Annotated in this window: 24 protein-coding genes and 3 pseudogenes; 11 read left to right on the top strand and 16 right to left on the bottom strand. The window is 71.0% G+C overall.

Annotation, left to right across the window (positions count from 1 at the left end; genetic code table 11):
• Nucleotides 1-40 precede the first annotated feature (40 nt).
• From I6J71_RS01770 to I6J71_RS50250, 3 genes are all read left to right on the top strand, one after another.
• Nucleotides 41-1,186: an acyl-CoA dehydrogenase family protein gene (locus I6J71_RS01770; RefSeq protein WP_204093112.1), complete on the top strand. Its 1,146-nt coding sequence runs from the start codon at nucleotides 41-43 to the stop codon at nucleotides 1,184-1,186.
• Nucleotides 1,187-1,250: 64 nt separating this feature from the next.
• Nucleotides 1,251-1,499, top strand: a complete 249-nt coding sequence (locus I6J71_RS50255) for a hypothetical protein (protein ID WP_370542069.1) — start codon at nucleotides 1,251-1,253, stop codon at nucleotides 1,497-1,499.
• A gap of 35 nt (nucleotides 1,500-1,534) precedes the next feature.
• Nucleotides 1,535-1,945 (top strand): Uma2 family endonuclease, encoded by a 411-nt coding sequence (locus tag I6J71_RS50250; RefSeq protein WP_370542190.1) that lies wholly within the window; start codon nucleotides 1,535-1,537, stop codon nucleotides 1,943-1,945.
• Here the strand turns inward: I6J71_RS50250 and I6J71_RS01760 are convergent.
• The 3 genes from I6J71_RS01760 to I6J71_RS01750 are packed head-to-tail and all read right to left on the bottom strand — an operon-like array spanning nucleotide 1,836 to nucleotide 4,452.
• Nucleotides 1,836-3,056, bottom strand: coding sequence for an amidohydrolase (locus tag I6J71_RS01760; protein WP_204093111.1), 1,221 nt, complete (start codon nucleotides 3,054-3,056; stop codon nucleotides 1,836-1,838). The two genes, I6J71_RS50250 and I6J71_RS01760, sit on opposite strands and share 110 nt — an antisense overlap.
• Before the next feature lie 11 nt (nucleotides 3,057-3,067).
• Nucleotides 3,068-3,550, bottom strand: coding sequence for a GNAT family N-acetyltransferase (locus I6J71_RS01755; protein ID WP_204093110.1), 483 nt, complete (start codon nucleotides 3,548-3,550; stop codon nucleotides 3,068-3,070).
• The gene (locus I6J71_RS01750) at nucleotides 3,547-4,452 is read right to left on the bottom strand and encodes an aldose 1-epimerase family protein (RefSeq protein WP_204093109.1); all 906 of its coding nucleotides are present in this window, start codon (nucleotides 4,450-4,452) and stop codon (nucleotides 3,547-3,549) included. The genes I6J71_RS01755 and I6J71_RS01750 overlap by 4 nt, the downstream gene beginning before the upstream one ends.
• A gap of 88 nt (nucleotides 4,453-4,540) precedes the next feature.
• Between I6J71_RS01750 and I6J71_RS01745 the strand changes: the two genes are divergently transcribed.
• Both I6J71_RS01745 and I6J71_RS01740 read left to right on the top strand, forming a co-directional pair.
• Nucleotides 4,541-5,119: a TetR/AcrR family transcriptional regulator gene (locus I6J71_RS01745; protein ID WP_204093108.1), complete on the top strand. Its 579-nt coding sequence runs from the start codon at nucleotides 4,541-4,543 to the stop codon at nucleotides 5,117-5,119.
• Nucleotides 5,119-5,926: pseudogene (locus tag I6J71_RS01740) on the top strand (MBL fold metallo-hydrolase). Before I6J71_RS01745 ends, I6J71_RS01740 begins: the two are co-directional and overlap by 1 nt.
• Here I6J71_RS01740 and I6J71_RS01735 read toward each other — a convergent pair.
• The 11 genes from I6J71_RS01735 to I6J71_RS01685 form a co-directional block, all read right to left on the bottom strand.
• Nucleotides 5,904-7,274 carry an APC family permease gene (locus I6J71_RS01735; RefSeq protein ID WP_204093107.1) on the bottom strand — a complete coding sequence of 457 codons (1,371 nt, stop codon included), beginning with the start codon at nucleotides 7,272-7,274 and terminating at the stop codon, nucleotides 5,904-5,906. The pseudogene I6J71_RS01740 and the gene I6J71_RS01735 sit on opposite strands and share 23 nt — an antisense overlap.
• 38 nt (nucleotides 7,275-7,312) lie before the next feature.
• Nucleotides 7,313-7,849 (bottom strand): hypothetical protein, encoded by a 537-nt coding sequence (locus I6J71_RS01730; RefSeq protein WP_204093106.1) that lies wholly within the window; start codon nucleotides 7,847-7,849, stop codon nucleotides 7,313-7,315.
• 66 nt (nucleotides 7,850-7,915) lie between these two features.
• Nucleotides 7,916-9,181: an MFS transporter gene (locus tag I6J71_RS01725; protein WP_370542189.1), complete on the bottom strand. Its 1,266-nt coding sequence runs from the start codon at nucleotides 9,179-9,181 to the stop codon at nucleotides 7,916-7,918.
• 459 nt (nucleotides 9,182-9,640) lie between these two features.
• Nucleotides 9,641-10,315, bottom strand: coding sequence for a pyridoxamine 5'-phosphate oxidase (gene pdxH, locus I6J71_RS01720; protein WP_204093104.1), 675 nt, complete (start codon nucleotides 10,313-10,315; stop codon nucleotides 9,641-9,643).
• Between the two features lie 203 nt (nucleotides 10,316-10,518).
• Nucleotides 10,519-11,136: a TetR/AcrR family transcriptional regulator gene (locus tag I6J71_RS01715; RefSeq protein ID WP_204093103.1), complete on the bottom strand. Its 618-nt coding sequence runs from the start codon at nucleotides 11,134-11,136 to the stop codon at nucleotides 10,519-10,521.
• Between the two features lie 324 nt (nucleotides 11,137-11,460).
• A complete protein-coding gene (locus tag I6J71_RS01710) occupies nucleotides 11,461-12,162 on the bottom strand; it encodes an urease accessory protein UreD (protein ID WP_204093102.1) in 702 nt (233 codons plus the stop codon).
• On the bottom strand, nucleotides 12,159-12,866 hold the full coding sequence (gene ureG / locus I6J71_RS01705) for an urease accessory protein UreG (RefSeq protein ID WP_204093101.1): 708 nt from the start codon (nucleotides 12,864-12,866) through the stop codon (nucleotides 12,159-12,161). Before ureG ends, I6J71_RS01710 begins: the two co-directional genes overlap by 4 nt.
• Nucleotides 12,856-13,542, bottom strand: a complete 687-nt coding sequence (locus I6J71_RS01700; protein ID WP_204093100.1) for an urease accessory protein UreF — start codon at nucleotides 13,540-13,542, stop codon at nucleotides 12,856-12,858. The genes ureG and I6J71_RS01700 overlap by 11 nt, the downstream gene beginning before the upstream one ends.
• Before the next feature lie 10 nt (nucleotides 13,543-13,552).
• Complete coding sequence (locus I6J71_RS01695; protein ID WP_204093099.1) at nucleotides 13,553-15,274, bottom strand: urease subunit alpha; 1,722 nt, start codon at nucleotides 15,272-15,274, stop codon at nucleotides 13,553-13,555.
• Between the two features lie 3 nt (nucleotides 15,275-15,277).
• Nucleotides 15,278-15,583, bottom strand: coding sequence for an urease subunit beta (locus I6J71_RS01690; RefSeq protein WP_204093098.1), 306 nt, complete (start codon nucleotides 15,581-15,583; stop codon nucleotides 15,278-15,280).
• Nucleotides 15,584-15,593: 10 nt separating this feature from the next.
• The gene (locus tag I6J71_RS01685; RefSeq protein ID WP_204093097.1) at nucleotides 15,594-15,896 is read right to left on the bottom strand and encodes an urease subunit gamma; all 303 of its coding nucleotides are present in this window, start codon (nucleotides 15,894-15,896) and stop codon (nucleotides 15,594-15,596) included.
• Nucleotides 15,897-16,208: 312 nt separating this feature from the next.
• Here I6J71_RS01685 and I6J71_RS01680 point away from each other — a divergent pair, with 312 nt between their 5' ends.
• Nucleotides 16,209-17,354: a citrate synthase 2 gene (locus I6J71_RS01680; protein ID WP_204093096.1), complete on the top strand. Its 1,146-nt coding sequence runs from the start codon at nucleotides 16,209-16,211 to the stop codon at nucleotides 17,352-17,354.
• Nucleotides 17,355-17,422: 68 nt separating this feature from the next.
• Here I6J71_RS01680 and I6J71_RS47475 read toward each other — a convergent pair.
• A pseudogene (locus I6J71_RS47475) lies at nucleotides 17,423-17,864 on the bottom strand (TetR/AcrR family transcriptional regulator); the annotation flags it as partial.
• Between the two features lie 14 nt (nucleotides 17,865-17,878).
• The gene (locus I6J71_RS01670; protein WP_239154363.1) at nucleotides 17,879-19,594 is read right to left on the bottom strand and encodes an SDR family oxidoreductase; all 1,716 of its coding nucleotides are present in this window, start codon (nucleotides 19,592-19,594) and stop codon (nucleotides 17,879-17,881) included.
• A gap of 215 nt (nucleotides 19,595-19,809) precedes the next feature.
• Between I6J71_RS01670 and I6J71_RS01665 the strand changes: the two genes are divergently transcribed.
• The 5 genes and pseudogenes from I6J71_RS01665 (at nucleotide 19,810) to serC (ending at nucleotide 24,823) form a co-directional block, all read left to right on the top strand.
• The gene (locus I6J71_RS01665; RefSeq protein WP_239154362.1) at nucleotides 19,810-20,541 is read left to right on the top strand and encodes an ABC transporter ATP-binding protein; all 732 of its coding nucleotides are present in this window, start codon (nucleotides 19,810-19,812) and stop codon (nucleotides 20,539-20,541) included.
• 644 nt (nucleotides 20,542-21,185) lie between these two features.
• Nucleotides 21,186-21,545 (top strand): sensor histidine kinase, encoded by a 360-nt coding sequence (locus tag I6J71_RS01655; RefSeq protein WP_204093094.1) that lies wholly within the window; start codon nucleotides 21,186-21,188, stop codon nucleotides 21,543-21,545.
• A gap of 52 nt (nucleotides 21,546-21,597) precedes the next feature.
• Nucleotides 21,598-22,211, top strand: a pseudogene (locus I6J71_RS01650) (response regulator).
• Nucleotides 22,212-22,234: 23 nt separating this feature from the next.
• Complete coding sequence (locus tag I6J71_RS01645) at nucleotides 22,235-23,581, top strand: serine hydrolase (protein WP_204093093.1); 1,347 nt, start codon at nucleotides 22,235-22,237, stop codon at nucleotides 23,579-23,581.
• A gap of 114 nt (nucleotides 23,582-23,695) precedes the next feature.
• On the top strand, nucleotides 23,696-24,823 hold the full coding sequence (serC, locus tag I6J71_RS01640) for a phosphoserine transaminase (RefSeq protein WP_204093092.1): 1,128 nt from the start codon (nucleotides 23,696-23,698) through the stop codon (nucleotides 24,821-24,823).
• Nucleotides 24,824-24,909 lie beyond the last annotated feature (86 nt).

Raw genomic sequence — 24,909 nt, 5'->3', positions numbered from 1 at the left:
TTCAGTACCGCTGCTCCGCTCGATCGCCGCTGGAGGAGACATGCCGGCAGAACGACTGCTGCCCACCACCGAGGCCGAAGACCTGCTGAACCTGGTCACGGAGATCGCGCGCGACGAGCTGAAGCCCCGCGCCGCCGCGGCCGAAGAGGCGGAGCAGTTCCCGCGCGAGCAGTTCACGCTGCTCGGCAAGTCCGGGCTGCTGGGCCTGCCCTACCCCGAGCGCTGGGGCGGCGCGGAGCTGCCGTACGAGGTCTACCTGCAGGCGCTCGAGGAGATCGCCGCCGCGTGGATGACGGTGGGTGTGGGGCTGTCGGTGCACACGATGTCGTGCTACGCGCTGGCCCACTACGGCACGGACGAGCAGCGGGCGCAGTGGCTACCGGACATGCTGGGCGGCTCGTTGCTGGGGGCGTACGCCCTGTCCGAAACGCACGCGGGCTCCGACGCGGCCGCGCTGTCGACCCGCGCCCGCCGCGAGGGCGACCAGTACGTGGTGAACGGCACCAAGGCGTGGATCACCCACGCCGGCGTCGCGGACTTCTACACGACCATGGTCCGCACGAGCGACGACGGCGGCCACGGCATCTCGTGCCTGCTGGTGGACGGCGCTACTCCGGGCCTGTCGGCGGCCCCGCGCGAACGCAAGATGGGCCTCACCGGCTCACCGACGGCCCAGATGATCTTCGACCACGCGCAGGTCCCTGTTTCGCGCTTGGTCGGCGACGAGGGCGCGGGCCTGAAGATCGCCCTGTCGTCCCTGAGCTCCGGCCGCCTCGGCATCGCGGCGTGCGCGGTGGGCCTCGCCCAGGCTGCCCTCGACGAAGCCGTCGCCTACGCCAAGGGCCGCACCCAGTTCGGCAAGCCGATCATCGAGTTCCAGGGCCTGGAGTTCCTGCTGGCCGACATGGCCGCGACCGTCGAATCGGCCCGCGCGACCTACCTGGAAGCCGCCCGCCGCCGCGACCGCGGCCTCGACTTCCAGCGCCAGTCCTCCATCGCGAAACTCGTCGCGACCGACGGCGCCATGAAAGTCACCACCGACGCCGTCCAGGTCCTCGGCGGCGCCGGCTACACGCGCGACTTCCCGGTCGAGCGCTACCTGCGGGAGGCGAAGGTGCCCCAGATCTTCGAGGGGACGAACCAGATCCAGCGGATGGTCATCGCACGGGCCTTGAAGGCTTCCTGACGCCCTCACTCACCGCAGCACTCGGCACCCCTGTGCTCGCCCGAAGTAGGAGAGTGGTGCCGACATGACCTCCGACAACCCGCCCGGGTGCGAGCTCCGCTGGCCTGCACCGGGCCGTCTGGTGTCGAGCGAGGAATATGCGGCTCTCGGAAAAACCGAATCCTGCATCACCGAACTCGTCGAAGGCCGCCTCGTGCCGGCACCCGGCTCGAGGCCGCGACACAACGCGGCCACCGTCGACCCGGCCGGGCAGCTTGAACCGCCGGCCAACCCGGGTTCTCGCGTCGGCCTGGTAGTGGCCACCACCTGGTAGTGACCACCGAAGCGGCAGTCACACGCGACGGTGGCATGCTGCGCGCCGACGAGGTCCTGGTAGCGGTGGAGATCGTGTCGCCGGGATCGAAGCGCACCGACCACGTCACCAAGCACGAGGAGTACGCCGACGCCGGCCTCCCGTGCTACTGGATCGTCGACCTCGGCGACCCGGTTTCCGTCGTCGCCTGCCACCAGGCCGGCGAGCTCGACTACCCGGACGCACCGGCCGTCACCGGGGTTTTCGCCACCAGCGAGCCGTTTCCCGCGAACATCGACCTCACCACGCTCACCGCTTGCGGCGCCAGGAAACCCCGGCGCCGCAAGCGGTTGTGCGTCAACGGGTCTCGCGGTAACGCCGATCCTCGGCGACGCCCTCGCCGGTGGCCTCGTCGTAGTGGTAAACCTCGCGGCCGCGGACGAAGACGCGCAGGGCGCGGTTCATGACGTCCAGCGGGTCGCCCGACCAGAGGACCACGTCGGCGTCCAGGCCGGGCGCCAGGGTGCCGATGCGGTCGGCCAGGCCGAGCATCTCGGCGGGGTGCGCCGTCAGGGCCCGCAGGGCCGTCTCGGGGTCCAGGCCTTCCTTCACGGCGAGGGCGGCCTGGTAGACGAGGAAGTTGATCGGCACCACGGGGTGATCGGTGGTGATCGCGATCTTCACGCCCGCCCGCGCGAGGATGCCCGCGGAGCGCAGCGTGCGGTTGCGCAGCTCGACCTTGGACTTCGTGGTGAACAGGGGGCCGAGGATCACGGGAACGCCGCGCTCGGCCAGGAGGTCGGCGATGAGGTGGCCCTCGGTGCCGTGGTTGATCACGAGCTTGTAGCCGAACTCGTCGGCCAGGCGCAGCGCCGTGACGATGTCGTCGGCGCGGTGCACGTGCTGGTCCCAGTACAGCTCGCCGTCGAGGACCTTCGCGAGGGTCTCGTTGGTCAGGTCGACCTCGTGCGGCTTGCCCTCGGACTCCGCGTGCGTGCGCTTGGCCTGGTAGTTGCGGGCCTTGGTGAACGCCTCACGCAGGATCGCCGCGACGCCGAGCCGGGTCGAGGGCGTCTGCTTCTTGTCGCCATACACGCGCTTCGGGTTCTCGCCCAGCGCGCTCTTCACGCTCACCTGCTCGGCGAAGATCATGTCGAGGACGCTGCGGCCCCACGTCTTCACACCGATGGTCTGGCCGCCGATCGGGTTGCCGGACCCCGGCTTGATGACGACGCTCGTCACGCCGCCGGACAGCGCGTCGTCGAAGCCCGGCTCGTACGGGTCGATGCCGTCGACCGCGCGGAAGCGGGCGCCGATCGGGTCGGTCATCTCGTTGGTGTCGTTGCCGGCCCAGCCTTCGCCGTCTTCGTGGACGCCCAGGTGCGCGTGCGCGTCGATGAAGCCCGGCAGGACCCAGCTGCCGGACGCGTCGACCAGCTCGGCGTCCTCCGGGACGTCGACGTCAGCGGCCGCCCCGACCTGGACGATCTTGCCGTCTTCGATGAGCACGGTGCCGTCCTCGATGGGTGCCGCACCAACGGGGACGACGTAGCCCCCCACAATCGCCTTGGATGCCATAGTTTGACACGCTAACGAATTGCCGCCGGCGCGCGACCGCGGGGCTTTTCGAGGTGGATGAGCTGGTAGTCCGCTTCCGGGCTGCGGTGCGTCTCGCGGTAGCCGAGCTTCGCGTACACGTGCAGTGGGCCGGCCGAACGCTCACCGGTGAAGAGCCGGAAGCGCGTGACCTCAGCGGGCGCAAGCTCTTCCGCCGCCAGCAGCAACGCGCTGCCGAGGCCTTCGCCCTGCCGGTCGGGCGCGACGGCCAGCCGCGCGACCTCGCCGACGGCACCGGCCACGCGAAGCCGCACGGTCGCGATCAGCCGGCCACCGTCACGCACGCCCCACACCCGCCACGCCGGATCTGCGAGCGCCGCGCGCACCTGCTCCACCGTCTCCACCAGCGGAGGGAGGTCGAAGTTCCGGTGCGCGCGAGCTTCCGACAGGTACGCGGCGCGCTGCACCGTGAGCAGCTCCCCGGCGTCGGCCTCGGTCAGCAGCTCCGGCGTCACAGGACGCGGATCCCCCAGCTACCCGACCACGACGTCGCGGGCTCCAGCTCGATGAGGTCGGTGCCCGTGTTGAGCGCGTCGGCCGGGCAGGTCATCGGCTCGATCGCGACGGCGCGGCCGCGGCCGGTCAGGTCATCGGGCGTGAACACCTGCACCCAGCGGAAGTCGGGACCGGTCCAGACCAGCAACTGCTTGTCCTGGTGGGTGAGCACGTGGTGGTGCGTGCCGTCGTCAGCCGTCGCCAGCGAACCGAAGGCGGTGTCGAGGTCGACGCCCGCGAGCACCTTGCCGCCGCGGAAGTCGTACTCGGTGCCCTCGACGTCTTGTTCGTCCGCGTACGGCATCTGCTGGTCGGCGACGTACGGGCGCACGCGCGAAGCGGGCAGCGTGAGGGTCAGCTCGTCGGTGGGCACGTCGCCGATGCGGAAGTACGGGTGCGTGCCGACGCCGACGCCGATCGGCTGCTCACCCTCGTTGCGGATCTCGTGGGTGATCGTGAGCTCGCGCGGGTGCAGGTCGTAGGTGATCGTGGCGCGCAGCGGGACCGGCCAGCCGGGCTGCACCTCGACGTCGACCGCGAGCGTGATCGACGACTCGGCGTGCTCCAGCAGCTCCCACTCCTTGTGCCGCGTGAGACCGTGGATCGCGTTGCCGCGCGCTTCTTCGGTGATCTCGAGCTGCTGCTTCTCGCCCTGGAACTCCCACTCGCCGCCCTTGGTGCGGTTCGGCCACGGGAGCAGCACCTGACCGAGGCCCTTCGGCGGCTTCTCGTCCGCCTCGAACTCCTCGACGTAGGGCACGCCGCCGACCTCGAACACGCGCAGGCCGGCACCGATCTCGGTGACGACGGCGCGGGCGTTGCCGCGGGTGATCTCGAACTGCTCTCCGGTGGGATTGGCCATGCCGCAGACATTACCGGCGCACAGCCGTCCGTCGTGCCCGGCCGAAACTAACTAGACCGGTCGTCATAGTTTGAGCTACGGTGACGTCATGGTCCGCCGCACCGACTCCCGCCGCCGCATGCTCGACTCCGCCGCCGAGCTGTTCCAGGCGCAGGGCTACCACGCCACTGGCCTCACCCAGCTCGTCGCAGCGGGCGGGGCGCCGAGGGGTTCGCTGTACTTCCACTTCCCCGGTGGTAAGGAGCAACTGGCGGCCGAGGCCGTGCGGCTGTCGAGCGAGCGGATCGCCGAAATGCTCAGCGCCGTGGTCGCCGCGGCGCCGGATCCCGCGGCTGCGATCGCCGCGGTGGTGGACACCCTCACGACCGCGCTCACGGAGTCCGATTTCCAGCGCGGGTGTCCACTTGCGACAGTCGCACTGGAGGCCGCCGCCGAAAGTCGCCTGATCCGCCAGGCGTGCGACGAAGGCTACCGCTCGTGGGAGCACTCGCTCGCCGAGTACTTCACGCGCCAGGGCTTGCCGGCCGAGCGTGCTACTTCGCTGGCGACGGTGGTGCTCGCCTCGATCGAGGGCGCGCTGCTGTTCGCCAAGACCCGCCGCGACGTCGCGCCGCTGCGCGCGATCGCGGCCCACCTGCACACGACCGCAGAGAGGGAGTTCGCGTGATGCGCGTGCACCACCTGAACACCGGCACCATGGCCCCGTTCGGTGGCAAGCTCGTCGACGGCCGCCCCGGTTTGCTGCGGCGCGCCAAGCTCGTGTGCCACTGCCTGCTGCTCGAAACCGCCACCGGCCTCGTGCTGATCGAGACGGGCATGGGGACACCCGCCGTCAGCGAGCCGGTGCGCTGGCTGGGCCGGTGGTTCCTCGCGTTGTCACAGCCCGTGGCCCGCGCGCACGAGACGGCCGTCAGCCAGATCCGCGCGCTCGGCTTCGACCCGGCGGATGTGCGCGACATCGTGCTGACGCACCTCGCCTCGACCACGCGGGCGGACTCGTCGACTTCCCGCACGCGCGGGTGCACGTATACGCGGCGGAGCTGGCCGCGTACCACGCGGGGAACAAGCGGTACCGCCGCGTGCAGTTCGCCCACGGTCCACAGTGGACGTCCTACGCGGACGCGGGCGACAACTGGTTCGGCTTCTCGCCGTGCGCGAGCTCGACGGCGTGCCGGACATCGCGCTCGTCCCGCTCGCGGGCCACACACCCGGCCACGCCGGCATCGCCGTCCACACGGACACCGGCTGGCTGCCCAACGCCGGCGACGCGTACTTCTTCCACGCGGAGATCGACGAGCCGCCGGCCATCCCGCCGGGTCTGGCGATGTTCGAACGGCTCGTGCAGACGGCGCCCGCGCAGCGCATCGCGAACCAGCGGCGCCTACGGGAACTGCGCCAGTCCGGCGAGGTGACGATCTTCGCCGCCCACGACCTCACCGACTTCGAGCGCCTCAGCCGGCCGAACCGCGTTTGACCTCGCGGCGGTCGAGGCCGCGCTTCACCAGCCAGTTGACGAACCACAGCACCACACCGACGCCGAGCAGGATCGCGCCCACGGCGTAGTCACTCGCCGGCCGGCCCGACAGCGGGCTCACGAGGTAAACGCAGAAGATCGCGGCGAGCACGGGGATCGCGGTGGGCGCGCGGAAGTGCTTGTGCACCACCTTGTCCCTGCGCAGCACGAGCAGGGCGACGTTGACGATCGCGAACACCACGAGCAGCAGGAGCGCCGTCGTGCCACCGAGCGCACTGATGTCCACAAAGGACACCAGGAGGATCGCGATGGCGCTGGTGAAGATGATCGACACCCACGGCGTGCTGCGCGTCTTGTGCACCCGGCCGAAGACGGCGGGCAGTACGCGCTCGTTGGCCAGCCCGTAGAGCAGGCGGCTGGCCATGAGCATGTTGATCAGCGCCGAGTTGATGACCGCGAACAGGCCGATGGCGGAGAAGATCTCCCGCGGGAAGCCTGGCGCGCCGACGTCGAGCACCTTGAGCAGTGCGTCGCTCTTGGCGGCGGCGAGGTCGCCGGCCGGCAAGAGCAGCGAAGACGTGATGGACACCAGCACGTAGATCGTCGCGGCGACGACCATGCCCCACAACATGGCCTTGGGGAAGATGCGCACCGGGTCGTGGCACTCCTCCGCCATGTTCACCGAGTCCTCGAACCCGACCATGGCGAAGAAGGCGAGCGAGGTCGCGGACGTGATGGCGACGAGCCACGTCTTGTCGGCCGTGTTGATCTCGACCAGGCGCGCCGGTTCGCCGTCGCCGTTGATCACGGCCCACACGCCGACGCCGATGATGATCAGCAGCCCGGACAGCTCGATGCAGGTGAGGGCCACGTTGGCCTTCACCGATTCGCCGACGCCACGGAAGTTGATCAGCGCCAGCGCGAGGACGAACCCGATGCCGACGAGCACCATCGGCAGCTTCACGAACGCGGCCAGGTAGGTCGCGCCGAACGCCACCGCGGCCGACGACGCGGACGTGATCCCGGAGCACATCACGGCGAACGCGACCATGAACGTCAGGAACGGCACGCCGAACGCTCTGTTCGTGTACAGCGCGGCGCCCGCGGCCCGCGGGTACTTGCCGACCAGTTCCAGGTAGCTGAACGCGGTCATGAACGCGACCACGAACGCCAGCAGGAACGGCAGCCACAGCGCCCCGCCGACGCGGCCGGCGACCTGGCCGGTCAGCGCGTACACGCCTGTGCCGATGATGTCGCCGACCACGAAGAACAGCAGCAGCTTCGGCCCCATCACGCGCCGGAGCGCCGGTTGCCGAACTTCCGGACCCTCCGCCCTCACGTCCGTCATGGGCGAATAGTCTGCCTTGTCCGGCAGCCGGGCGAAAGTCAGACGGCCGTGACTGCAGTCTTGACCAGCGGAGCCATCATCTGCTGCGTCATCTTCACCGGACCGGTGTAGTTCACCAGTACGGGCACGCCCTTGACGATCTTGGCCGCGGCGAGAGTCGCCGTCTTCGCCTCGTCGACGTAGTAGACGGCCCCGCTGGGGAACCCGGGCACGTCGACCGCGCCGGGTTTGGCCTTCTTGATCGCGGCGACCATGTCCTGGGGGTTGGCCTTGCGTCCCTCGTAGCGCGTGACGGCCAGCGCGCCGGCCTGCTTGTTGCCGAGGAGGTATTCGCAACTGGTCGACTTGCCGCCGTTGTTCGGGCTCTCCTGGTTCGGGCCGGTTTTGGCGACGATGCCGGGGATGTTGATCGCCTTGCCGACCTCGTCCGCGGACAGCAGCGAGCACGTCGAGCCGGGTTTCGGCGGCGGCACTGACGTACTGGACTTCGACGGTGCGGCCTGCTGCTGCCCCGTAGAGCAGGCGGCGAGCGCGGCGGCGGCTAGCAGGACAGCGGCGATCGGGTGAGCACGCATGCCCGGCATCGTAGGCCGTTCGGTGCAACGCCGGTTAGCCCGGGCGGCGCCACCGGGGTTCCCGGATCAGCCCGTGGGTGCGCGGTAGCGCCAGAACGCCGGAAGGACCAGCATCGCCAGGAGCACGAGCACGATCACCAGCAGCCCGCCGCCCGTGGCGGCGGCTTCGGTGCCGAAGAGCGCACCCGCCCAGCCGTGGGTGAGGTCGGCCAGCCGCGGCCCGCCCGCGACGACCACGGTGAAGACACCCTGGAGGCGGCCGCGCATCTCGTCGGTGGTCGCGGTCTGGAGGATGGCCTGGCGGTAGACGGAGCTGACCATGTCGGCGCCGCCGGCCAGTGCCATGAAGAGCACGGCGAGCCAGAGCGAGTGGGCCAGGCCGAAGGCCGCGATCGCCGCGCCCCACAGGCAGATCGACACGACCACGGCGACACCCTGGCGCCCGACGCGGTGCAGCCAGCCGGAGAACAGGCCGATGATCATGGCACCCGCGGGCAGCGCCGCGTACAGGAACCCGAGGGCGGGGCCACCGCCGGGCGGGTCACCGAACGTGCGTTCGGCCATCTCGGGGATCAGGGCGCGCGGCATGCCGGCGACCATCGCGATGATGTCGGCGACGAACGACGCCAGCAGCACCTTCTTCGTGGCCAGGTACCGGAATCCGTCGACGACGTCCCCGACCCCGGCCCGGCGCGACGGCCCGTTCAGCGGCGGGATCGACGGCAACCGCCACACGGCGACGAGCGTGATCATCAGCGCGCACACGTCGATGAGGTACAGCGTCGACAACCCGATGACCGGGATCAGCGCCCCGCCGAACAGCGGCCCGAACACCGCGCCGAACGTCGACATGGTCGTGTTCAGCGCGTTCGCCGAGGGCAGCAGTTCCGGCGACACCAGCCGCGCCACGACGGCGCCGCGGGTCGGCATGTTGATCGCGAAGAACGCCTGGTTCGCCGCCAGCAGGACGAGCACCAGGGTCACGGACCCGAAGTCCGCGAACGCCTGCAACCAGAGCAGCGCCGACGAGACGGCCACCCCGACGTTCGTGACCAGGAGCAGCTTCCGCCGGTCCACCGCGTCGGCGATCGCCCCGCCCCACAGCCCGAACACCAGGAGCGGCACCAGCGCGACGGCCCCGGTCAGCCCCACGTACCCGGACGACCCGGTCAGGTCGAACACCTGCTTGGGCACCGCCACGGCCGTCAGCTGCGACCCCACCGCGGTCACCGCCGTGGACACCCACAGCCGCCTGAACGCCGGAATCCTGAGCGGACGGGTGTCCACCACGATGCGGCCGAGGAGCTTCCGAACCCCAGTACGGGGCGGCAACGTCCCCGGATCAGAACTCACGACACACCATCTTAGCTGTGCTAACTAACCGGCCGCGCGTGATTTTGCTCGCGAGGCGACCGTCGTCCGAATTGCCGGATTACCGAACTGACCTGCGACGACCACCCCAGACAAGGGACGAAGGCCCCGCGACCCAAGCTCACGCGCACCCGCGAGACTCCAGCGCGACCCGGCCGCCAGCCGAAACCGAACGCCAAAGGACCCCTACCCTTCGCCGCCAGCCGAACACCTCTACGACTCCGCCGGCCGACAACGCACCCCAAGCAAGCACCCAGCCCCCCGCCCCGCACCTCGATCCCCGCGCCCTTCACAATCAAAGATCGGGGTGCCCCCACGCAACAGAGTGGCGACCACGACAGACTGGCGACCGCAGCAGAGTGTGGCGACCAGTGCGAGAATGGCGACGGAATCCGCGAAACACCCAGCAGATTCAGCGAGTCACGGAGCCAACCGCTCCACAACCCACCCATCATCAGTCCGCCGGAACCTCAACCGGTCGTGCATCCGGTCTTCCCGCCCCTGCCAGAACTCCACGACATCCGGCCGGATCCGCCACCCACCCCAATGGGGCGGCGCCGGAATGCTCTCCACGTCCGCGAACCGCCGCTCGATCCCGCGCAGAGCGTTGTCCAACGCCCGCCGCCCGTCCACGATCCGCGACTGCGGCGACGCCCACGCACCCAGCTGCGAACCCCGGGGCCGCTGCTCCCAGTACGCCGCCGTCTCCGCGGCGGCGACCTTCTCGACCTCACCCCGCACGGTCACCTGGCGCTGCAGCGCGTACCAGGGGAACGTCGCCGACGCGTAGCGCGTGGCCGTGAGGTCGTGGCTCTTCGCCGAGGTGTAGTTCGTGTAGAACACGACCCCGCGCTCGTCGAGCCCCTTGCACAGCACCGTCCGGGAGGACGGGTGCCCCTGCGGGTCGGCAGTGGCCAGAACCATCGCGTTCGGCTCGGCGACGCCTTCGGAGATCGCCTGGCTCAGCCAGTTCTGCAGTTGCTCGGTCCAGGTGGACGCGAGGGCCGCCTCGTCGAAGGGAGCCCCGTCGTAGGCCACCCGCATCCCGGGCAGCCGGACAACCGCGTCCGGTACCTCGTCGATCTCCGGCATCATGGGCCCCAACCTCCGTACCCCTGGTGAGGGTGTCGACTCATCGGTATCCAGCGACGGTATTGGCTCGCCAGCTGCGGCGGAACCCACCGAACGGTGACTCCTGCCACCCTCGCCGGACCGCGTCCGCCAACCCGTGGTCAACCGTCCCGTCCCTGATCGATCAAGCCGCGATCGGGCCCGGCGCGAGCCCCCGACCAGCGCAGTCAGGCCCGCGTGATCGCCGCCAGCATCAGCGCCCGCAGCTCCGCACCGACCTCGTGGACGGGCAGCGGCGGCTCGTGCGCCTGCCACTCGCGCAGCAGCCCGGTGGCCGCGCCGACGAGGGCGATCGCAGTCAGCCGGTAGTCGCGGTCGGGGGCGACGCCGGCCTTGGCGGCTCGGCGCGCCTCCGTCTCGATGAACGTGGCCCACCGGTCCACCCACACCTGGTGCTGTGCTTCGAGCTCCGGGCTCACACCCACGGCCTCGACGTAGTTGAGCCGCGGCATCCGCGGATCGAGGGTCACCGTGGCGACGAAGACGTCGAGCAGTTTCGCGATGCGCGTCATCGCGTCGGCGTCCTTGACCTCCTCGAGCGCGGCCGACACGTGCGTGAGCGCGAGCGAGTTGATCCGGTCGTGCAGCGTCCGCAGCACTTCTTCCTTGCTGCCGAACTCCTCGTAGAAGTTCCGCGTGGACACCCCGGCACGAGTACACAACTGGGTGATCTTGGCCTGCCGGAAGCCCGTCGTGGTGAACAGCTCCAGGGCGGCTGTCAGCAGCCGTTCCCGACGCTCGGCGCGTCTCTGCTCCGGCGGGACGCCACCGTAGGTCCGGGCCACCGGCCCTCCTTCCCGCCGCGCTCCGCCCAGGGGGCAGCGCCGGCGTCAACCTTGCGAAAATCGCAATTACCGCTGATGCGGAGGCGAAAGCGCGCGTCCGGATTCAGGTAACCGCGCGCACGGCCCGGCGGAGCGCGCCGTCGAACGTGCGGCGATCACGGTATCGAGCAGCAGGTCACCCGTCTCGCGCAGGCCCCACCACAGGCGATCACCGAACGCTAAGCCGTTGCCACGCCTGGGAATCGTCCCTGCACCGGACGCTTGAACGCCGTTCAGAGCCACCCCTCGCTGCGAGAACACCACGTGCTGACAAGGCACGAAGTTCTAGCAGTCCAGACCTTTCAAGGCAACAACCGCGTCCGCCGCGAGAGACGTCGTGACCGTGACGCCAGGTGCGGGAGACGTGCGCGCCCACCACTCCCCCGAAGCCGCGGGACGCGCTGGACCACCGATCACCAGCTCCGTCGCGAGCACGCGCTTTCCAGCCAGCGCGGCGAGTCCGGTGTCGAGCACCGGGTCACCGATCTCCTGCGTCTGCCGCAGCACCGGCAGGCCCCCGCGCGTCACGTGGACGGTCGTGGTGAGCCGGCCCGGCGGTTCGCCCGCCCGGCCGAGCACGAGCACTTCCCGGGTGTGGAAACGGGAATTTTCGCCTACCGAGGCCCGCAGCACCGCCGTGTGGTCCGCGCGGGTGGTGACCACGGTCGGCTCCGGCAGATAGGTCAGCGACCCACCGTCCGCCACTTCGATGTCCACAGTGGACGAACTCGCGGCGCCGCCGGGTCCGGGCAACGCGAGCGTCGCCGCGACTCCGGACAACCGCAGCACGGCTGCGGGCCCGACCCGGAGGTCGAGCAGCAGCTCGTCCCCGCCCAACGGCGTCGTGGCCGACGAGACGAGGTGGACGACCGCGTCCGGCCCCCGGCCGCGGCGCGGGAACAACGTCAGGGGTGCCATCGATCGCAGCTCGCGCAGCACCGTCCGGCCGTCCTCGAAACACGCGACCACCCGCGCGTGGGCTTTCACCCCGCGCGCACCGGCAGCACCGACCGCACCCAGCGCGCGACGTCGGGTGCGTCCGGCGTCCGCACCAGCGACTGCGCGAGCACCGGCAGGTCGCCGCGCATGCGGTGCGCGTCGGCCGTCATCACGCCCAGGTCCGCGCCGACGAACTGCGCGAGGTCGATCTTGTTGATCACCAGGAGGTCGGCCGTCGTCACGCCGGGGCCACCCTTGCGCGGCACCTTGTCGCCGCCCGCGACGTCGACGACGAAGACCTGGCTGTCGGCGAGCCCGCGGCTGAACACGGCGGTGAGGTTGTCCCCGCCGCTCTCGATGAGCACCAGGTCGAGGCCGGGGAAGCGCTCCTCGAGCGTCTCGACGGCGTCGAGGTTCGCGGTGATGTCGTCGCGGATCGCGGTGTGCGGGCAGGCGCCGGTCTGCACGGCCTCGATGCGCTCGGGCGCGAGCACCCCCGCCTTGCGGAGGAAGTCGGCGTCCTCGGTGGTGTAGATGTCGTTGGTGACCACGGCGAGGTTCAGCTCGCCGCCGAGCGCGCGGCACAGCGCGGCGGTCAGCGCCGTCTTGCCGCTGCCGACGGGTCCGCCGATGCCGATGCGGTACGCGCGGCCCGCAGCCGGCGCGGCCGGGTGGCGGTCCGGTTCGGTCGCCGTCGGGTCGAAGCTGATCGGGTGCGTGTGCGGGTGACCGTGACCGTGTTCAGCTCGCAAAGAGCCGCACCTCCTCCTCGTGGTGCCGGGCGTGCGCCTCGGCGAACAGGTCCAGCGCCGGCGAACCCGGCGCGGGCAGCTCCACCGGGTCGGCCCCGGCGACGGCGGCGGCTTCGCCGGCCACGCGGCGCACCTCGGCGCCGAGGCGGGCGACCACCGCGTTGACGGCGAACGGGTCGAGCCCCAGCAGCCGCACCGCCGCACTCGCGGGCCCGCTCACCGACAGGTACCCCACTGCCGTCGCGGCGTCCGCGGGCACGCCGCCGGCGATCCCGACCAGCGCGCCGCAGACGATCGGGTGGTGCGGCCGCGGGGTTTCGGCGAGCAGCGCCGTCAGCACCGGCGAAGGCCACGCCACCGCACCGGCCCGCGCGGTCCCGCGCCCCTGGGCCCGCGACGCCACGCGCTGCGCGGGTGACGGCGTGCGGGCGTCCAGCTCGCGGTCGAGCCGCAGCCAGTGTCCACTCCGGACCCCGCGCGCGGCGGCGTGCGCGGCGGCCGCGGCGAACGCGGCGGCGAGCGCGCCGGCGGTGCGCAGCCGGCTGAGCAGGAACCCCGGCAGGTCGGTCTCACTCGTCACGAGCCCACGGCTCACGGCTTCTTCCAGTCCGCCGGAGTGCACGTGGCCGCCGCCCGGGAACCGGGAATCGGCGAGGATCAGCGCGCAGACGTCCATCAGTGGGCCATCAGAAGAGGAAGTACCGCTGGGCCATCGGCAGTCGCGTCACCGGCATCGGCTCCACGAGTTCACCGTCCACGCGCACCGCGAAGCTGTCCGGTTCGACGCGCACGTCGGGGGTCGCGTCGTTGAGCACCATGTCGGCCTTGGTCCGCGCCCGCGTGTTCGCGACGGCGACGAGCGGGCGGTGGATGCCGAACGTGTCCGCGAGCCCCGACGACAGCGCTTCGGGAGCCACGAAGTGCAGGCTCGACGCCGCCGCGACGCGCGGGGCCGCGCCGAACATCGGCCGGGCGAGGACGGGCTGCGGCGTCGGGATCGACGCGTTCGCGTCACCCATCGCCGCCCACGCCGGGAAGCCGCCCTTGAGCACCACGTGCGGGCGCACGCCGAAGAACTTCGGCTCCCACAGCACGAGGTCCGCGAGCTTGCCGGCCTCGACCGAGCCGATCTCGGCCTCCATCCCGTGCGCGATCGCCGGGTTGATCGTGTACTTCGCGACGTACCGGCGGGCGCGCAGGTTGTCGGCCGCGCCGTCGCCGGGCAGCGCCCCACGGCGGCGTTTCATCACGTGCGCGGTCTGCCAGGTGCGGATGACCACCTCGCCGATGCGGCCCATGGCTTGTGAATCGGAACTCATCATCGAGATCGCGCCCAGGTCGTGCAGCACGTCCTCGGCGGCGATCGTGCTCGGCCGGATGCGGCTCTCGGCGAACGCGAGGTCCTCCGGTACCGACGGGTTGAGGTGGTGGCACACCACGAGCATGTCGAGGTGCTCGTCGAGCGTGTTGACCGTGTGCGGACGCGTCGGGTTCGTCGACGACGGCAGGATGTTCGGCAGTCCCACGACTCGGATGATGTCCGGCGCGTGGCCACCGCCGGCGCCTTCGGTGTGGTACGCGTTGATCGACCGGCCACCGATCGCCTCCACAGTGGACTCCAGGAACCCGGCTTCGTTGAGCGTGTCGGTGTGGATCGCCACCTGCACACCCGATTCGTCGGCGACGCTGAGGCACGCGTCGATCGCGGCGGGCGTCGTGCCCCAGTCCTCGTGCAGCTTGAACCCGCCGGCACCGGCGGCCAGCTGCTCACGCAGCGCCTCGGCCCGCACGGTGTTCCCCTTGCCCAGCAACAGGACGTTGACCGGGTAACCGTCCATGGCGGACAGCATGCGGCCGAGGTGCCAGGCCCCGGGTGTCACGGTGGTGGCCTTCGTGCCCTCGTTCGGCCCCGTGCCGCCGCCCACCAACGTCGTCAGGCCGGCGGCGAGCGCGGTGTCGACGAGCTGGGGGCAGATGAAGTGCACGTGGCAGTCGATGCCGCCCGCTGTGAGGATTTTTCCGTTGCCGGACAGCACTTCGGTCGACGGACCGATCACGAGCGCCGGGTCGACGCCGTCCATCGTGTCCGGGTTGCCGGCCTTGCCGATGCCGGCGATGCGCCCGTCACGCACGCCGACGTCGGCCTTCACCACACCCCAGTGGTCGAGGATGACGGCGCCGGTGATCACGAGGTCGGGGGCGCCCTCGGCGCGCGTGGCCATCGCCTGGCCCATCGATTCGCGGATGACCTTGCCACCGCCGAAGAGCACCTCATCGCCGCTGCCGTTCGCGCCCCTCGAGCGGTCTTCGGTCACCTCGATGAGCAAGTCGGTGTCGGCGAGCCGGATCCGGTCGCCGGTGGTCGGGCCGAACAGCTCGGCGTAGCGCTCACGATCGATCTGCGGCACGCCTCAGCGCTCCCGGCCGGGCTCGGCCCGCAGCCCCGGCACTCGCCGGTGCCCGCGCAACGGCACCAGGTCCACCTCACGCTCGATGCCGGGTTCGAACCGCACGGACGTGCCGGCCGGCACGTCGAGCCGGTGCCCCCGCGCGGCCTCGCGGTCGAACTCCAGCCCCGGGTTCACGGCCGCGAAGTGGTAGTGCGAGCCGACCTGCACGGGCCGGTCGCCGAGGTTGCGCACGAGCAGCCGCACGCGCTCGCGCCCGGGGTTCAGCTCCACCGGTTGGTCGCCGGGGATGATCTCGCCTGGCCGCACTCGCGCTCCTTCAGCTGATGGGGTCGTGCACGGTGACGAGCTTCGTCCCGTCCGGAAAAGTGGCCTCCACCTGCACGGAGTCGACCATTTCGGCCACTCCGCCGAGCACTTGGGCGCGGCTGAGCACCGCCCGGCCGCTGGCTGCGAGCTCGCTCACCGTGCGCCCGTCGCGCGCGCCTTCGAGCACGTGGTCGGTGATGAGCGCGACGGCTTCGGGGTAGTTGAGCAGCACACCGCGGTCCAGCCGGCGGCGCGCAACGTCGGCGGCGACGTGGACCAGCAGCTTGTCGCGTTCCTGCGGGCTCAGGTGCATGCGAAAGGTGTATCACCGGGTCCGCGGCTCCGCCGGATTCGGAAACACAGGATTTACCTTCGCTACACCGCCCGTCTGCGGGCTCGGTCACCACAGGTTGACGAAGAACTTGCCGCGAGAGGCCTTTCCCCACTGAATCGTTCTCGGAATCGTGACCGAAACCACCACATCTTTCATTGCCCAGGTCGCCGCGAAGGAGCAAGGTTTGTCCAACCGTGCGATGAGGCGCGCCCAGGGTGCGCGTGTATCCCGTCCGCGCGAGTGAGACAGCGTGAAGTGGCCAAAGCCGGGGCGCATCGAAAGGTTCGCGAAGTGACTACCTCCACCATCAGCCAGAAGAACTCCGACCACGCCGACGACGGCTTCAAACCGGGCCTCGAAGGTGTGGTGGCGTTCCGCACCGAGATCGCCGAACCCGACCGCGACGGCGGCGCGCTGCGCTACCGCGGCATCGACATCGAGGACCTCGCCGGCAAGGTGACCTTCGGTGACGTGTGGGGACTCCTCGTGGACGGCCGCTTCGGCAACGGGCTCCCGCCGGCCGAGCCGTTCCCGCTGCCGGTGCACACCGGCGACGTACGCGTCGACGTGCAGGCGGCGCTGGCGATGCTCGCGCCGATCTGGGGCTTCCAGCCGCTGCTGGACATCACCGACGAGCAGGCCCGCGACCAGCTGGCTCGCGCTTCGGTGATGGCGCTGTCCTACGTCGCGCAATCGGCGCGCGGGACCTCGACGCCGGCCGTGCCGGAATCCGAGGTCGACAAGGCGACGTCCATCACCGAGCGCTTCATGATCCGCTGGCGCGGCGAGCCGGACCCCGCCCACGTCAAGGCGCTCGACGCGTACTGGGTGTCGGCGGCCGAGCACGGCATGAACGCATCCACGTTCACCGCGCGCGTGATCGCCTCGACCGGTGCCGACGTGGCCGCTTCGCTCTCGGGCGCGGTCGGCGCGATGTCGGGCCCGCTGCATGGTGGCGCGCCGGCGCGCGTGCTGCCGATGATCGAGGAGGTCGAGCGGTCCGGTGACGCCGCCGGTCTGGTCAAGGGCATCCTCGACCGCAAGGAGCGCCTGATGGGCTTCGGCCACCGCGTGTACCGCGCGGAGGACCCGCGGGCCCGCGTGCTGCGCCGCACGTGCAAGGAGCTCGGCGCCGAGCGCTACGAGGTCGCCGCGGCGCTGGAGCAGGCCGCGCTGACCGAGCTGCGCGAGCGCCGCCCGGATCACCCGATCGAGACCAATGTGGAGTTCTGGGCCGCCGTGATCCTGGACTTCGCGAAGGTGCCGCCGGCCATGATGCCGTCGATGTTCTCCTCCGCCCGCACCGCCGGCTGGGCGGCGCACATCCTGGAGCAGAAGCAGACCGGCCGCCTCGTGCGCCCGTCGGCGAAGTACGTGGGCCCGGGCCCGCGCAAGCCGGAAGACGTCGAGGGCTGGGACAGCGTCACCAAGCACTGAACCCGTCGCGCTGAAGGCCGCGCCGTTCGCCCAGGGCGGCCTTCAGCGCACTGGGGGTTCGGCACTGGGGGTTCGTGCCCTCCGGTGGTCTCCAGCATCGCCGTGCGCTGGTCGACGAGCCACCCGTCGAGAACCTCGCGCGGCACGTCGCGCTCCTGCAGCCACGAAAGCAGCGCGCCCTCGACCACGTCGGTCCGGCACCGCAGCGTCAGCAGCTGCAGCGCCGACGGTTCGGCGATCCCGAGCGCGTCGAGGATCAGCTCCACCGACCGGTGCCGGACCTCGTCGATCGCCGCGTCGGTCTCCGACGTCGCGATCACGGAACCGGTGCGCAGCAAGGCGACGTACCCGGGGCGGTAGGGAGCGGCCACGTCGACGAGCCCGCGCACGGCGGCGCGCAACCGGCCTTCCGGCGGCCCCTGCTCCAGCCGTCACCAGTTCGGGCGCGCGGCTGCCGAACGGACCGAGCGCCGCGGCGATCAGGTCGGCGCGCCGGGCATGCGGGGTCATCCGGAGCGGGCGGCTCACGGCGTGACGTCCAGCTTCGCCGCCGCGCGCAGCAGGCCGGGCGTCAGGCGCGAAAGCACCAGCGCCACCTTGGCTTCCGGGGTCGACGGCTGGATCGCGCGGTCGCGCTCCACCGCGCGCAGGATGTCGCGCGCCACTTTCTCCGGCCCGAAGCCGCGGCGCGCGTAGAGCTTCGCCGCCGCCTGCTGCCGCCGGGCCTGTTCGCCGGCCGCGACGCCGACGAACCGCGTGGTGCTGGTGATGTTCGTGTTCACCAGGCCCGGGCACACGGCCGTCACGCCGATGCCGTCGGCCGCGAGCTCGGCGCGCAGGCCGATGCTCAGTGCCAGCACGGCGGCTTTCGTCGTGCTGTACGCGGTGAGGATCTTCGACGGCAGGTAGGCGGCGGCCGACGCGAGGTTCACGAGCTGCCCGCCCTGAGCCCGGTCCTTCATCATGGGCGCGAACGCGCGGCACCCGTGGATCACGCCCCACAGGTTCACATCCACGACCTTCTCCCAGTCGGCCGGCGTGGTGTCGAGGAATGGCCCGGACATGCCGATCCCGGCGTTGTTCACCACCACGTCGGGCACCCCGAACTCTGCCCGCACCCGCGCCGCGAACTCCTCGACGGCCCCGGCGTCGGACGAGTCCACTGTGTACTCACCAGCGTCCACACCCTTGTCTCGCACCAGCTTCGCGGTTTCCGCCGCCGCGGCCGAGTCGATGTCGGTGACCACCACATCGGCGCCTTCGGCGGCGAACGCGAGCGCGGTCGCGCGCCCGATGCCGCTGCCGCCGCCGGTGACGACCACGAGCCGGTCGGCGAACCGTCCTGGCTCACCACCGACGCGGGCGCGTTTGAGCGCACGGCTCTCCTGACCGCCCTCGGCGTACTCGACGAGCTCCGCCGTCGCCGCGGCGATGACTGCCGGCTTGCTGCGGGCGATCCAGTGCGAACCGACCAGCCGCCGCACGCGCAGGTCCGCCACCCAGCGCGCGATCTCCGTCTGCAGCGGCGCGGTCACGAACGCGTCGCCCACCGGTGCGAGCACCTGCACCGGCACCTCGGCTGGGCGCGGCGCGGGCCGCGACCGACGCGTGAACATGTTGGCGCGGTACAGCTTCAGGCCGTGCACGGCGTCGGCGATCTTCACGCGCCCCGCCGCGGGGTCGAGCCGGCGGATCAGCGCGGGCACGAGCCCGGAGCGCCAGCCGAGCTCCGGCACGAGCGGCAGCTGGAACAGCAGGATGTAGTACGAGTGCAGCAGCTGGCGCAGCGCGCGCGGCACCCCTGCCGGGCGTTTGAACTGCTCGCGGAACCACGCGCCGGCGTGGTCGAGGCTCGGGCCGGAGATCGAGGTGTACGAAGCGATCCGGCCACGCAGCCCGTCGCCGGTCACGGCGTGCCAGGTCTGGATCGAACCCCAGTCGTGGGCCAGCAGGTGCACCTTCCCGTTCGGCTGCACCTCGTCGACCACGGCCTTGAGGTCCGCGGCGAGCTGGTCGAGCCGGTACGCGGCGCGCTCGCGCGGTTTGTCCGAGTCGCCGGCGCCGCGCACGTCGTAGACCACGACGCGGTGGCGGCGGCCGAGTTCGGCGGCCACGCCGTCCCACATCGAACCGCTGTCCGGGTAGCCGTGCACGAGCACGACCGTGGGCCCGTCTTCGGCGCCGCTGACGCGAACCGAGAGGCGGACACCGTCACTGGCGGTCACCTGCTGGTGAGACATCCCGTCAGGTTAGACAACGTGTCAACAAGGTGGTTTCACCTCCGCGGCGGTTGCCGGGCACCGGCCGATCGTGCGGTGGGCCGGTTTCGGCCTTCGTGACGGCGTTTTCGCTGGTTCCACGGGAAACACACCACCCGTGTCCACCATTCGGTGGACAACTCGATTCCACTGGCCGGACGTCCCGCGGACGCGGTCCGTGATCGCAGGGTGAAGCCATGACCACTGCAGTGAGGGTGCGCGGACTGCGCAAGGTGTACCCGGGCCACATCGCCGTGGCCGGTCTCGACCTCGACATCCACGAAGGTGAGGTGTTCGCGCTCCTGGGGCCCCACGGCGCGGACAAGACCACCACCGTCGAAATCCTCGAGGGACACCGGCAGCGCACGGCGGGCGAGGCCGCCGTGCTCGGCGAGGACCCGGGAAAAGCCGGCCGCGAATGGCGTTCGCGGCTCGGCATCGTGTTGCAGACGGCGACGGACGCGGCTCAGCTGACCGTCACGGAAGCCGTGCGGCACTTCGCGAAGTACTACCCCAACCCGCGAGAAGCGGAAGAGGTGATCGACCGGGTCGGGCTCAGCGAGAAGGCCGGCACGCGTGTGAAGTCGCTCTCCGGCGGGCAGCGCCGCCGCGTCGACGTGGCGCTCGGCATCATCGGTCGTCCCCAACTGCTGTTCCTCGACGAGCCCACCACGGGGTTCGACCCCGAGGCGCGGCGCCAGTTCTGGGGCCTGATCGAGAGCCTCGCCCACGAGGGCACCACGATCATGTTCACCTCGCGCTACCTCGACGAGGTGGAGGCGCTCGTGGTCGCCGGTGTCGTCGCTCCACCGCACGAGCGCCTCGGCCTGGCCGCGGCCCCCGAGCGTTTCGGGAATCCCCTCGGCGACCACGCTGCCCTTGGCGACCACCACGAGCCGGTCGGCCAGGTCGTCACGGTTTCTCCCTGATTCGGTCGAGCTGGCGGTGGCCCCAGCCGGTGGTCTGGGTGGCGGCTGCGCCGGTGAGCCCCCCGGGCCTCACCGGTCGGCCGCCGGCTGTGGAAGGTCGTGTCGCACTGCAGCCGCGGCGGCGTGAAGCCGTCGAAGGTGAAGTCGCCGAGCAGGGACGGGATCACGGCTTCTCCCCGATCAGCCCGAGGTAGACGTCTTCCAGCCTGGGCCGGGTCACGGTCAGGCCGGCGAGCTCGCCGCCCCCGCCGGAAAGCTGGTTCACGAGCTTGGTCGCAACGCTGTGCGCTCCACCTCGCGGTCGGCCGCGATCCCGGTGCCGACGCTGTTGAACGACGTCGACACGATGCCGGCGCCGATCATGCTCGCGGCGAGCAGTTGTCCCGACGAGACAACGGCCTGCCCCTCGCCTTGCCGGGCACCTCCACGCTCGGCGCCGCGCGCGGCAGCTTCGAGCTCCGGCAGTTCTTCCGCAACAAGGAGCAGGTGGTCTTCACCTTCTCTCTGCCCGCGGTGGTGATGATCCTGCTCGGGTCCATCCTGGACGGTCCGACCGGAAACGGGACACCGACGTCGCCGCGGCGCGCAAGCACCTCGCGCCGACCTCGCCTCACCGCGCGGGAAAACCTCCCGAGGCGCGGGCGATGGTGGCGGCGCTCGCTCCGTCGGACATCGCGGCCGGCTCGTTGCCCGACGCCGTGCGCCGCGCCGCGGGCCGGCTCGCGGACGAGGCCGGGCTGCACGTCGAGTGCGCAGTGGACAGTCCGCTGCCCCGCCTGGCGACGGCCACGGAGGTCGTGCTGCTGCGAGGTGTGCAGGAGGCGCTGGTCAACGTCCGCGAACATGCCGGTGCGGGCGCGGTGCTGGTGCGGTTGTCCGCTGCGGACGAAACGGTACGGTTGCGCGTGCGCGACGACGGCTGCGGATTCTCCCCGACCGCCCCCACCGACGGTTTCGGGCTGCGCGTGGTGCGATCGCGCGTCGAGCGGTGGGCGGGCGGCTGAACGTCCGCAACGGCGCGGGCGGCGGGACCGAACTGGAGCTGGAGGTGCCCGCGTGATCACGATCATGCTGGTGGACGACCACCCCGTGGTGCGCGAGGGGTTGCGCGAGATGCTCGAGGCCGAGGACGACCTCACCGTGGTCGGTGAAGCCGGCTCGGGCGAGGAGGCCATCGCGCTCGATCGCGTGAAACAGCCCGACGTCGTGCTGATGGATCTGCGCATGCCGGGCCTCGACGGCGTCGGCGCGATCCGCGGCATCCTCAAGGAGACGCCGGCGCGGCGGATCGTCGTGCTCACCACGTACGAGACGGACGCCGACATCCTGCGGGCCGTCGAGGCCGGCGCGGCGGGGTACCTGCTCAAGGACGCATCACGCGTCGAGCTGGCGAACGTGATCCGCGCGGCGAGACCGTGCCGGCGCCGTCGGTGGCCGGCAAGCTCGTGAACCGCGTGCGCAACCCCGGGCCCGCGTCACCGCTTTCCGCGCGCGAGGTCGAGGTGCTGCGGCTCGTCGCGAAGGGACTCACCAACGCCGAGATCGGCCGCAGCCTGCACATCGGTGAGGCGACGGTGAAAACGCACCTGCTGCGGGTGTTCGGGAAACTCGGGGTGTCCGACCGCACCGCGGCCGTCACCACCGCACTGGACCGCCGGCTGCGGGGCTGAGAAGCCGGGGCAGAATGGCCCGCATGCTCGACTCCACCGAACTCGCTCTGTACCGCCGGCTCGCGCGCGAGCAAGCCACCAGCCGCGTGCCGTCGCTGGTCGCCGGCGTGGTGCGCGACGGGAGCCTCGTCTGGTCCGGCGCCCGCGGCCGCGTCGGTTCCGCGCGGCCGGACGCCGACACGCAGTACCGCCTCGGCTCGATCACCAAGACGATGATCGCCACCGCCGTGCTGCGCCTGCGCGACGAAGGCCGCCTCGAGCTCACCGACCCGCTGGAGAAGCACGTGCCCGGCACGGCGTTCGGCTCGGTGACCGTGGCACAGCTGCTCTCGCACACCTCCGGCCTCACGTCGGAGTCGCCGGGCGGCTGGTGGGAGCGCACGAAGGGCGGCGACTGGGCCGCGCTGGAGGAGAGCCTCGACAAGGACGCGACGAAGCTGCGCCCCGGGTTCAAGTTCCACTACTCCAACGTCGGCTACGGCGTGCTCGGCGAACTCGTTTCGCGCCACCGCGGCCGCGCGTGGTTCGACGTCGTGCGCGAGGAGATCCTCACGCCGCTGGGCATGACGCGCACGATGCCGCACCCCCGGGGCGCGCACGCCGACGGGTTCGCGGTGCACCCGTTCGCCGATGTCCTGCTGCCCGAACCGTCGCCGGACGCCGGCGCCATGGCCCCGGCCGGCCAGCTGTGGTCGACGATCACCGACCTCGCGCGCTGGACCGCGTTCGTCGGCGGGCACACCGGCGGTGTGCTGAGCGAAGACACGATGGCGGAGATGCGCGCCGTGAACACCGTGGACGACGGCGAAGTCTGGAACACCGGCTTCGGGCTCGGCATCATGCAGGTCCGCGTCGACGGCAGGAGGCTGTCCGGCCACACCGGTTCGATGCCCGGTTTCCTCGCCGCGTCGCTCGTCGATCCGGTCACCGGCACCGGCGCGCTGTGCTTCGCCAACGCCACCGCGGGGGTCGGCATCACGCAGCTCGTGCTGGACCTCATCGGCACCGTGGAAGAACTCGAACCGGCGCTGCCGGACGAGTGGCGGCCGTCCACTGTGGACCCAGCGCTGCTCGCGCTCACCGGGCTGTGGCACTGGGGCCCGACGCCGTACCACTTGCGCGTGCTCGGCTCCGACACGATCTCGCTCGACCCGGTCAGCGGGGCCGGCCGCGCGTCCCGCTTCCGCCCGGTCGGCCCGGACACGTGGGTGGGCCTGGACGGCTACTACACGGGCGAGACGCTGACCGTCGGCCGCGACGCGAACGGGGTGGCGACCCACCTGGACCTCGCGACGTTCATCTTCAGTCGCACCCCGTACGACCCGGCCGCGCCCATCCCGGGCGGCGTGGACGAGGCCGGTTGGCGCTGAAACCGGGTTCGCGCAGCTTGTTTCGCCGGGACCGGAGGGAGGTGTCCGGTTCCACATGCCGGACACCTCCCCACCGCATTGAGCAGGCTCATCCCGACCTGAGAGACTGGCCACATGACCGACGCAGCGGAGTTGAGCATCCCCGAAGACCTCAAGCCGGCCGATGGGCGCTTCGGTTGCGGACCGTCCAAGGTCCGTGACGAGCAGCTCGCCAAGCTGGCCCAGTCCGGGCACACGTACCTGGGCACGTCGCACCGCCAGAAGCCGGTGAAGTCACTGGTCGGGCGCGTGCGCACGGGGCTGTCCGAACTGTTCTCCCTGCCGGAGGGCTACGAGGTCATCCTCGGCAACGGCGGCACCACGGCGTTCTGGGACGCCGCCGCGTTCGGCCTCGTCCGCGAGCGCGCGCAGCACTTCGCCTACGGCGAGTTCTCCTCGAAGTTCGCGACCGTCACGAACAAGGCGCCGTTCCTCGGCGACTCGATCATCGTGAAGGCCGAGCCGGGCAGCGCGCCCGACATCGCGTACGAAACCGGTGCCGACCTCGTCGGCTGGGCGCACAACGAGACCTCCACCGGTGTCGCGGTGCCGGTCCGCCGCCCCGCGGGCAGCGACGGCGCGCTCGTCGCGATCGACGCGACTTCCGGCGCCGGCGGCCTGCCGGTGAAGGCCGAAGACTTCGACGTCTACTACTTCGCGCCACAGAAGTCCTTCGCGTCCGACGGCGGCCTGTGGATCGCGCTGGCCTCGCCCGCCGCGGTCGAGCGCATCGGCGAACTCGGCGGCGGCGACCGCTGGATCCCCGAGTTCCTGTCGCTCACCACGGCGCTCGACAACTCGCGCAAGGACCAGACGTACAACACGCCGGCCGTGGCCACGCTGTTCCTGCTCGCCGACCAGATCGAGTGGATGAACTCCCAGGGCGGCCTCGCCTGGACGACCTCGCGCACCAAGGAGTCGTCGACGCGGCTGTACGAGTGGGCGGAGAAGACCTCTTACACCACGCCGTTCGTGAAGGACCCGGACCTGCGTTCGCAGGTCGTCGGCACCGTCGACTTCGCCGACGAGGTCGACGCCGCCGCCGTGGCCAAGGTGCTGCGCGCGAACGGCATCGTCGACACCGAGCCGTACCGCAAGCTCGGCCGTAACCAGCTGCGCGTCGGCCTCTTCCCGGCCATCGACCCGGACGACATCACGAAGCTCACGCAGAGCATCGAATACGTCGTCGAGCGGCTCGGCTGAGTTCGCGCGACCCGAAGGGCCTCTCCCACGTGGAGGGGCCCTTCGTCGTTTCCGCGACGAACACGGAACACCACTCATTCGTGACG

This window comes from Amycolatopsis sp. FDAARGOS 1241, assembly GCF_016889705.1.
Classification (GTDB): Bacteria; Actinomycetota; Actinomycetes; order Mycobacteriales; family Pseudonocardiaceae; genus Amycolatopsis.
The sequence above is the reverse complement of the archived record's forward strand: the minus strand, read 5'-3'. Positions and strand labels throughout refer to the sequence as shown.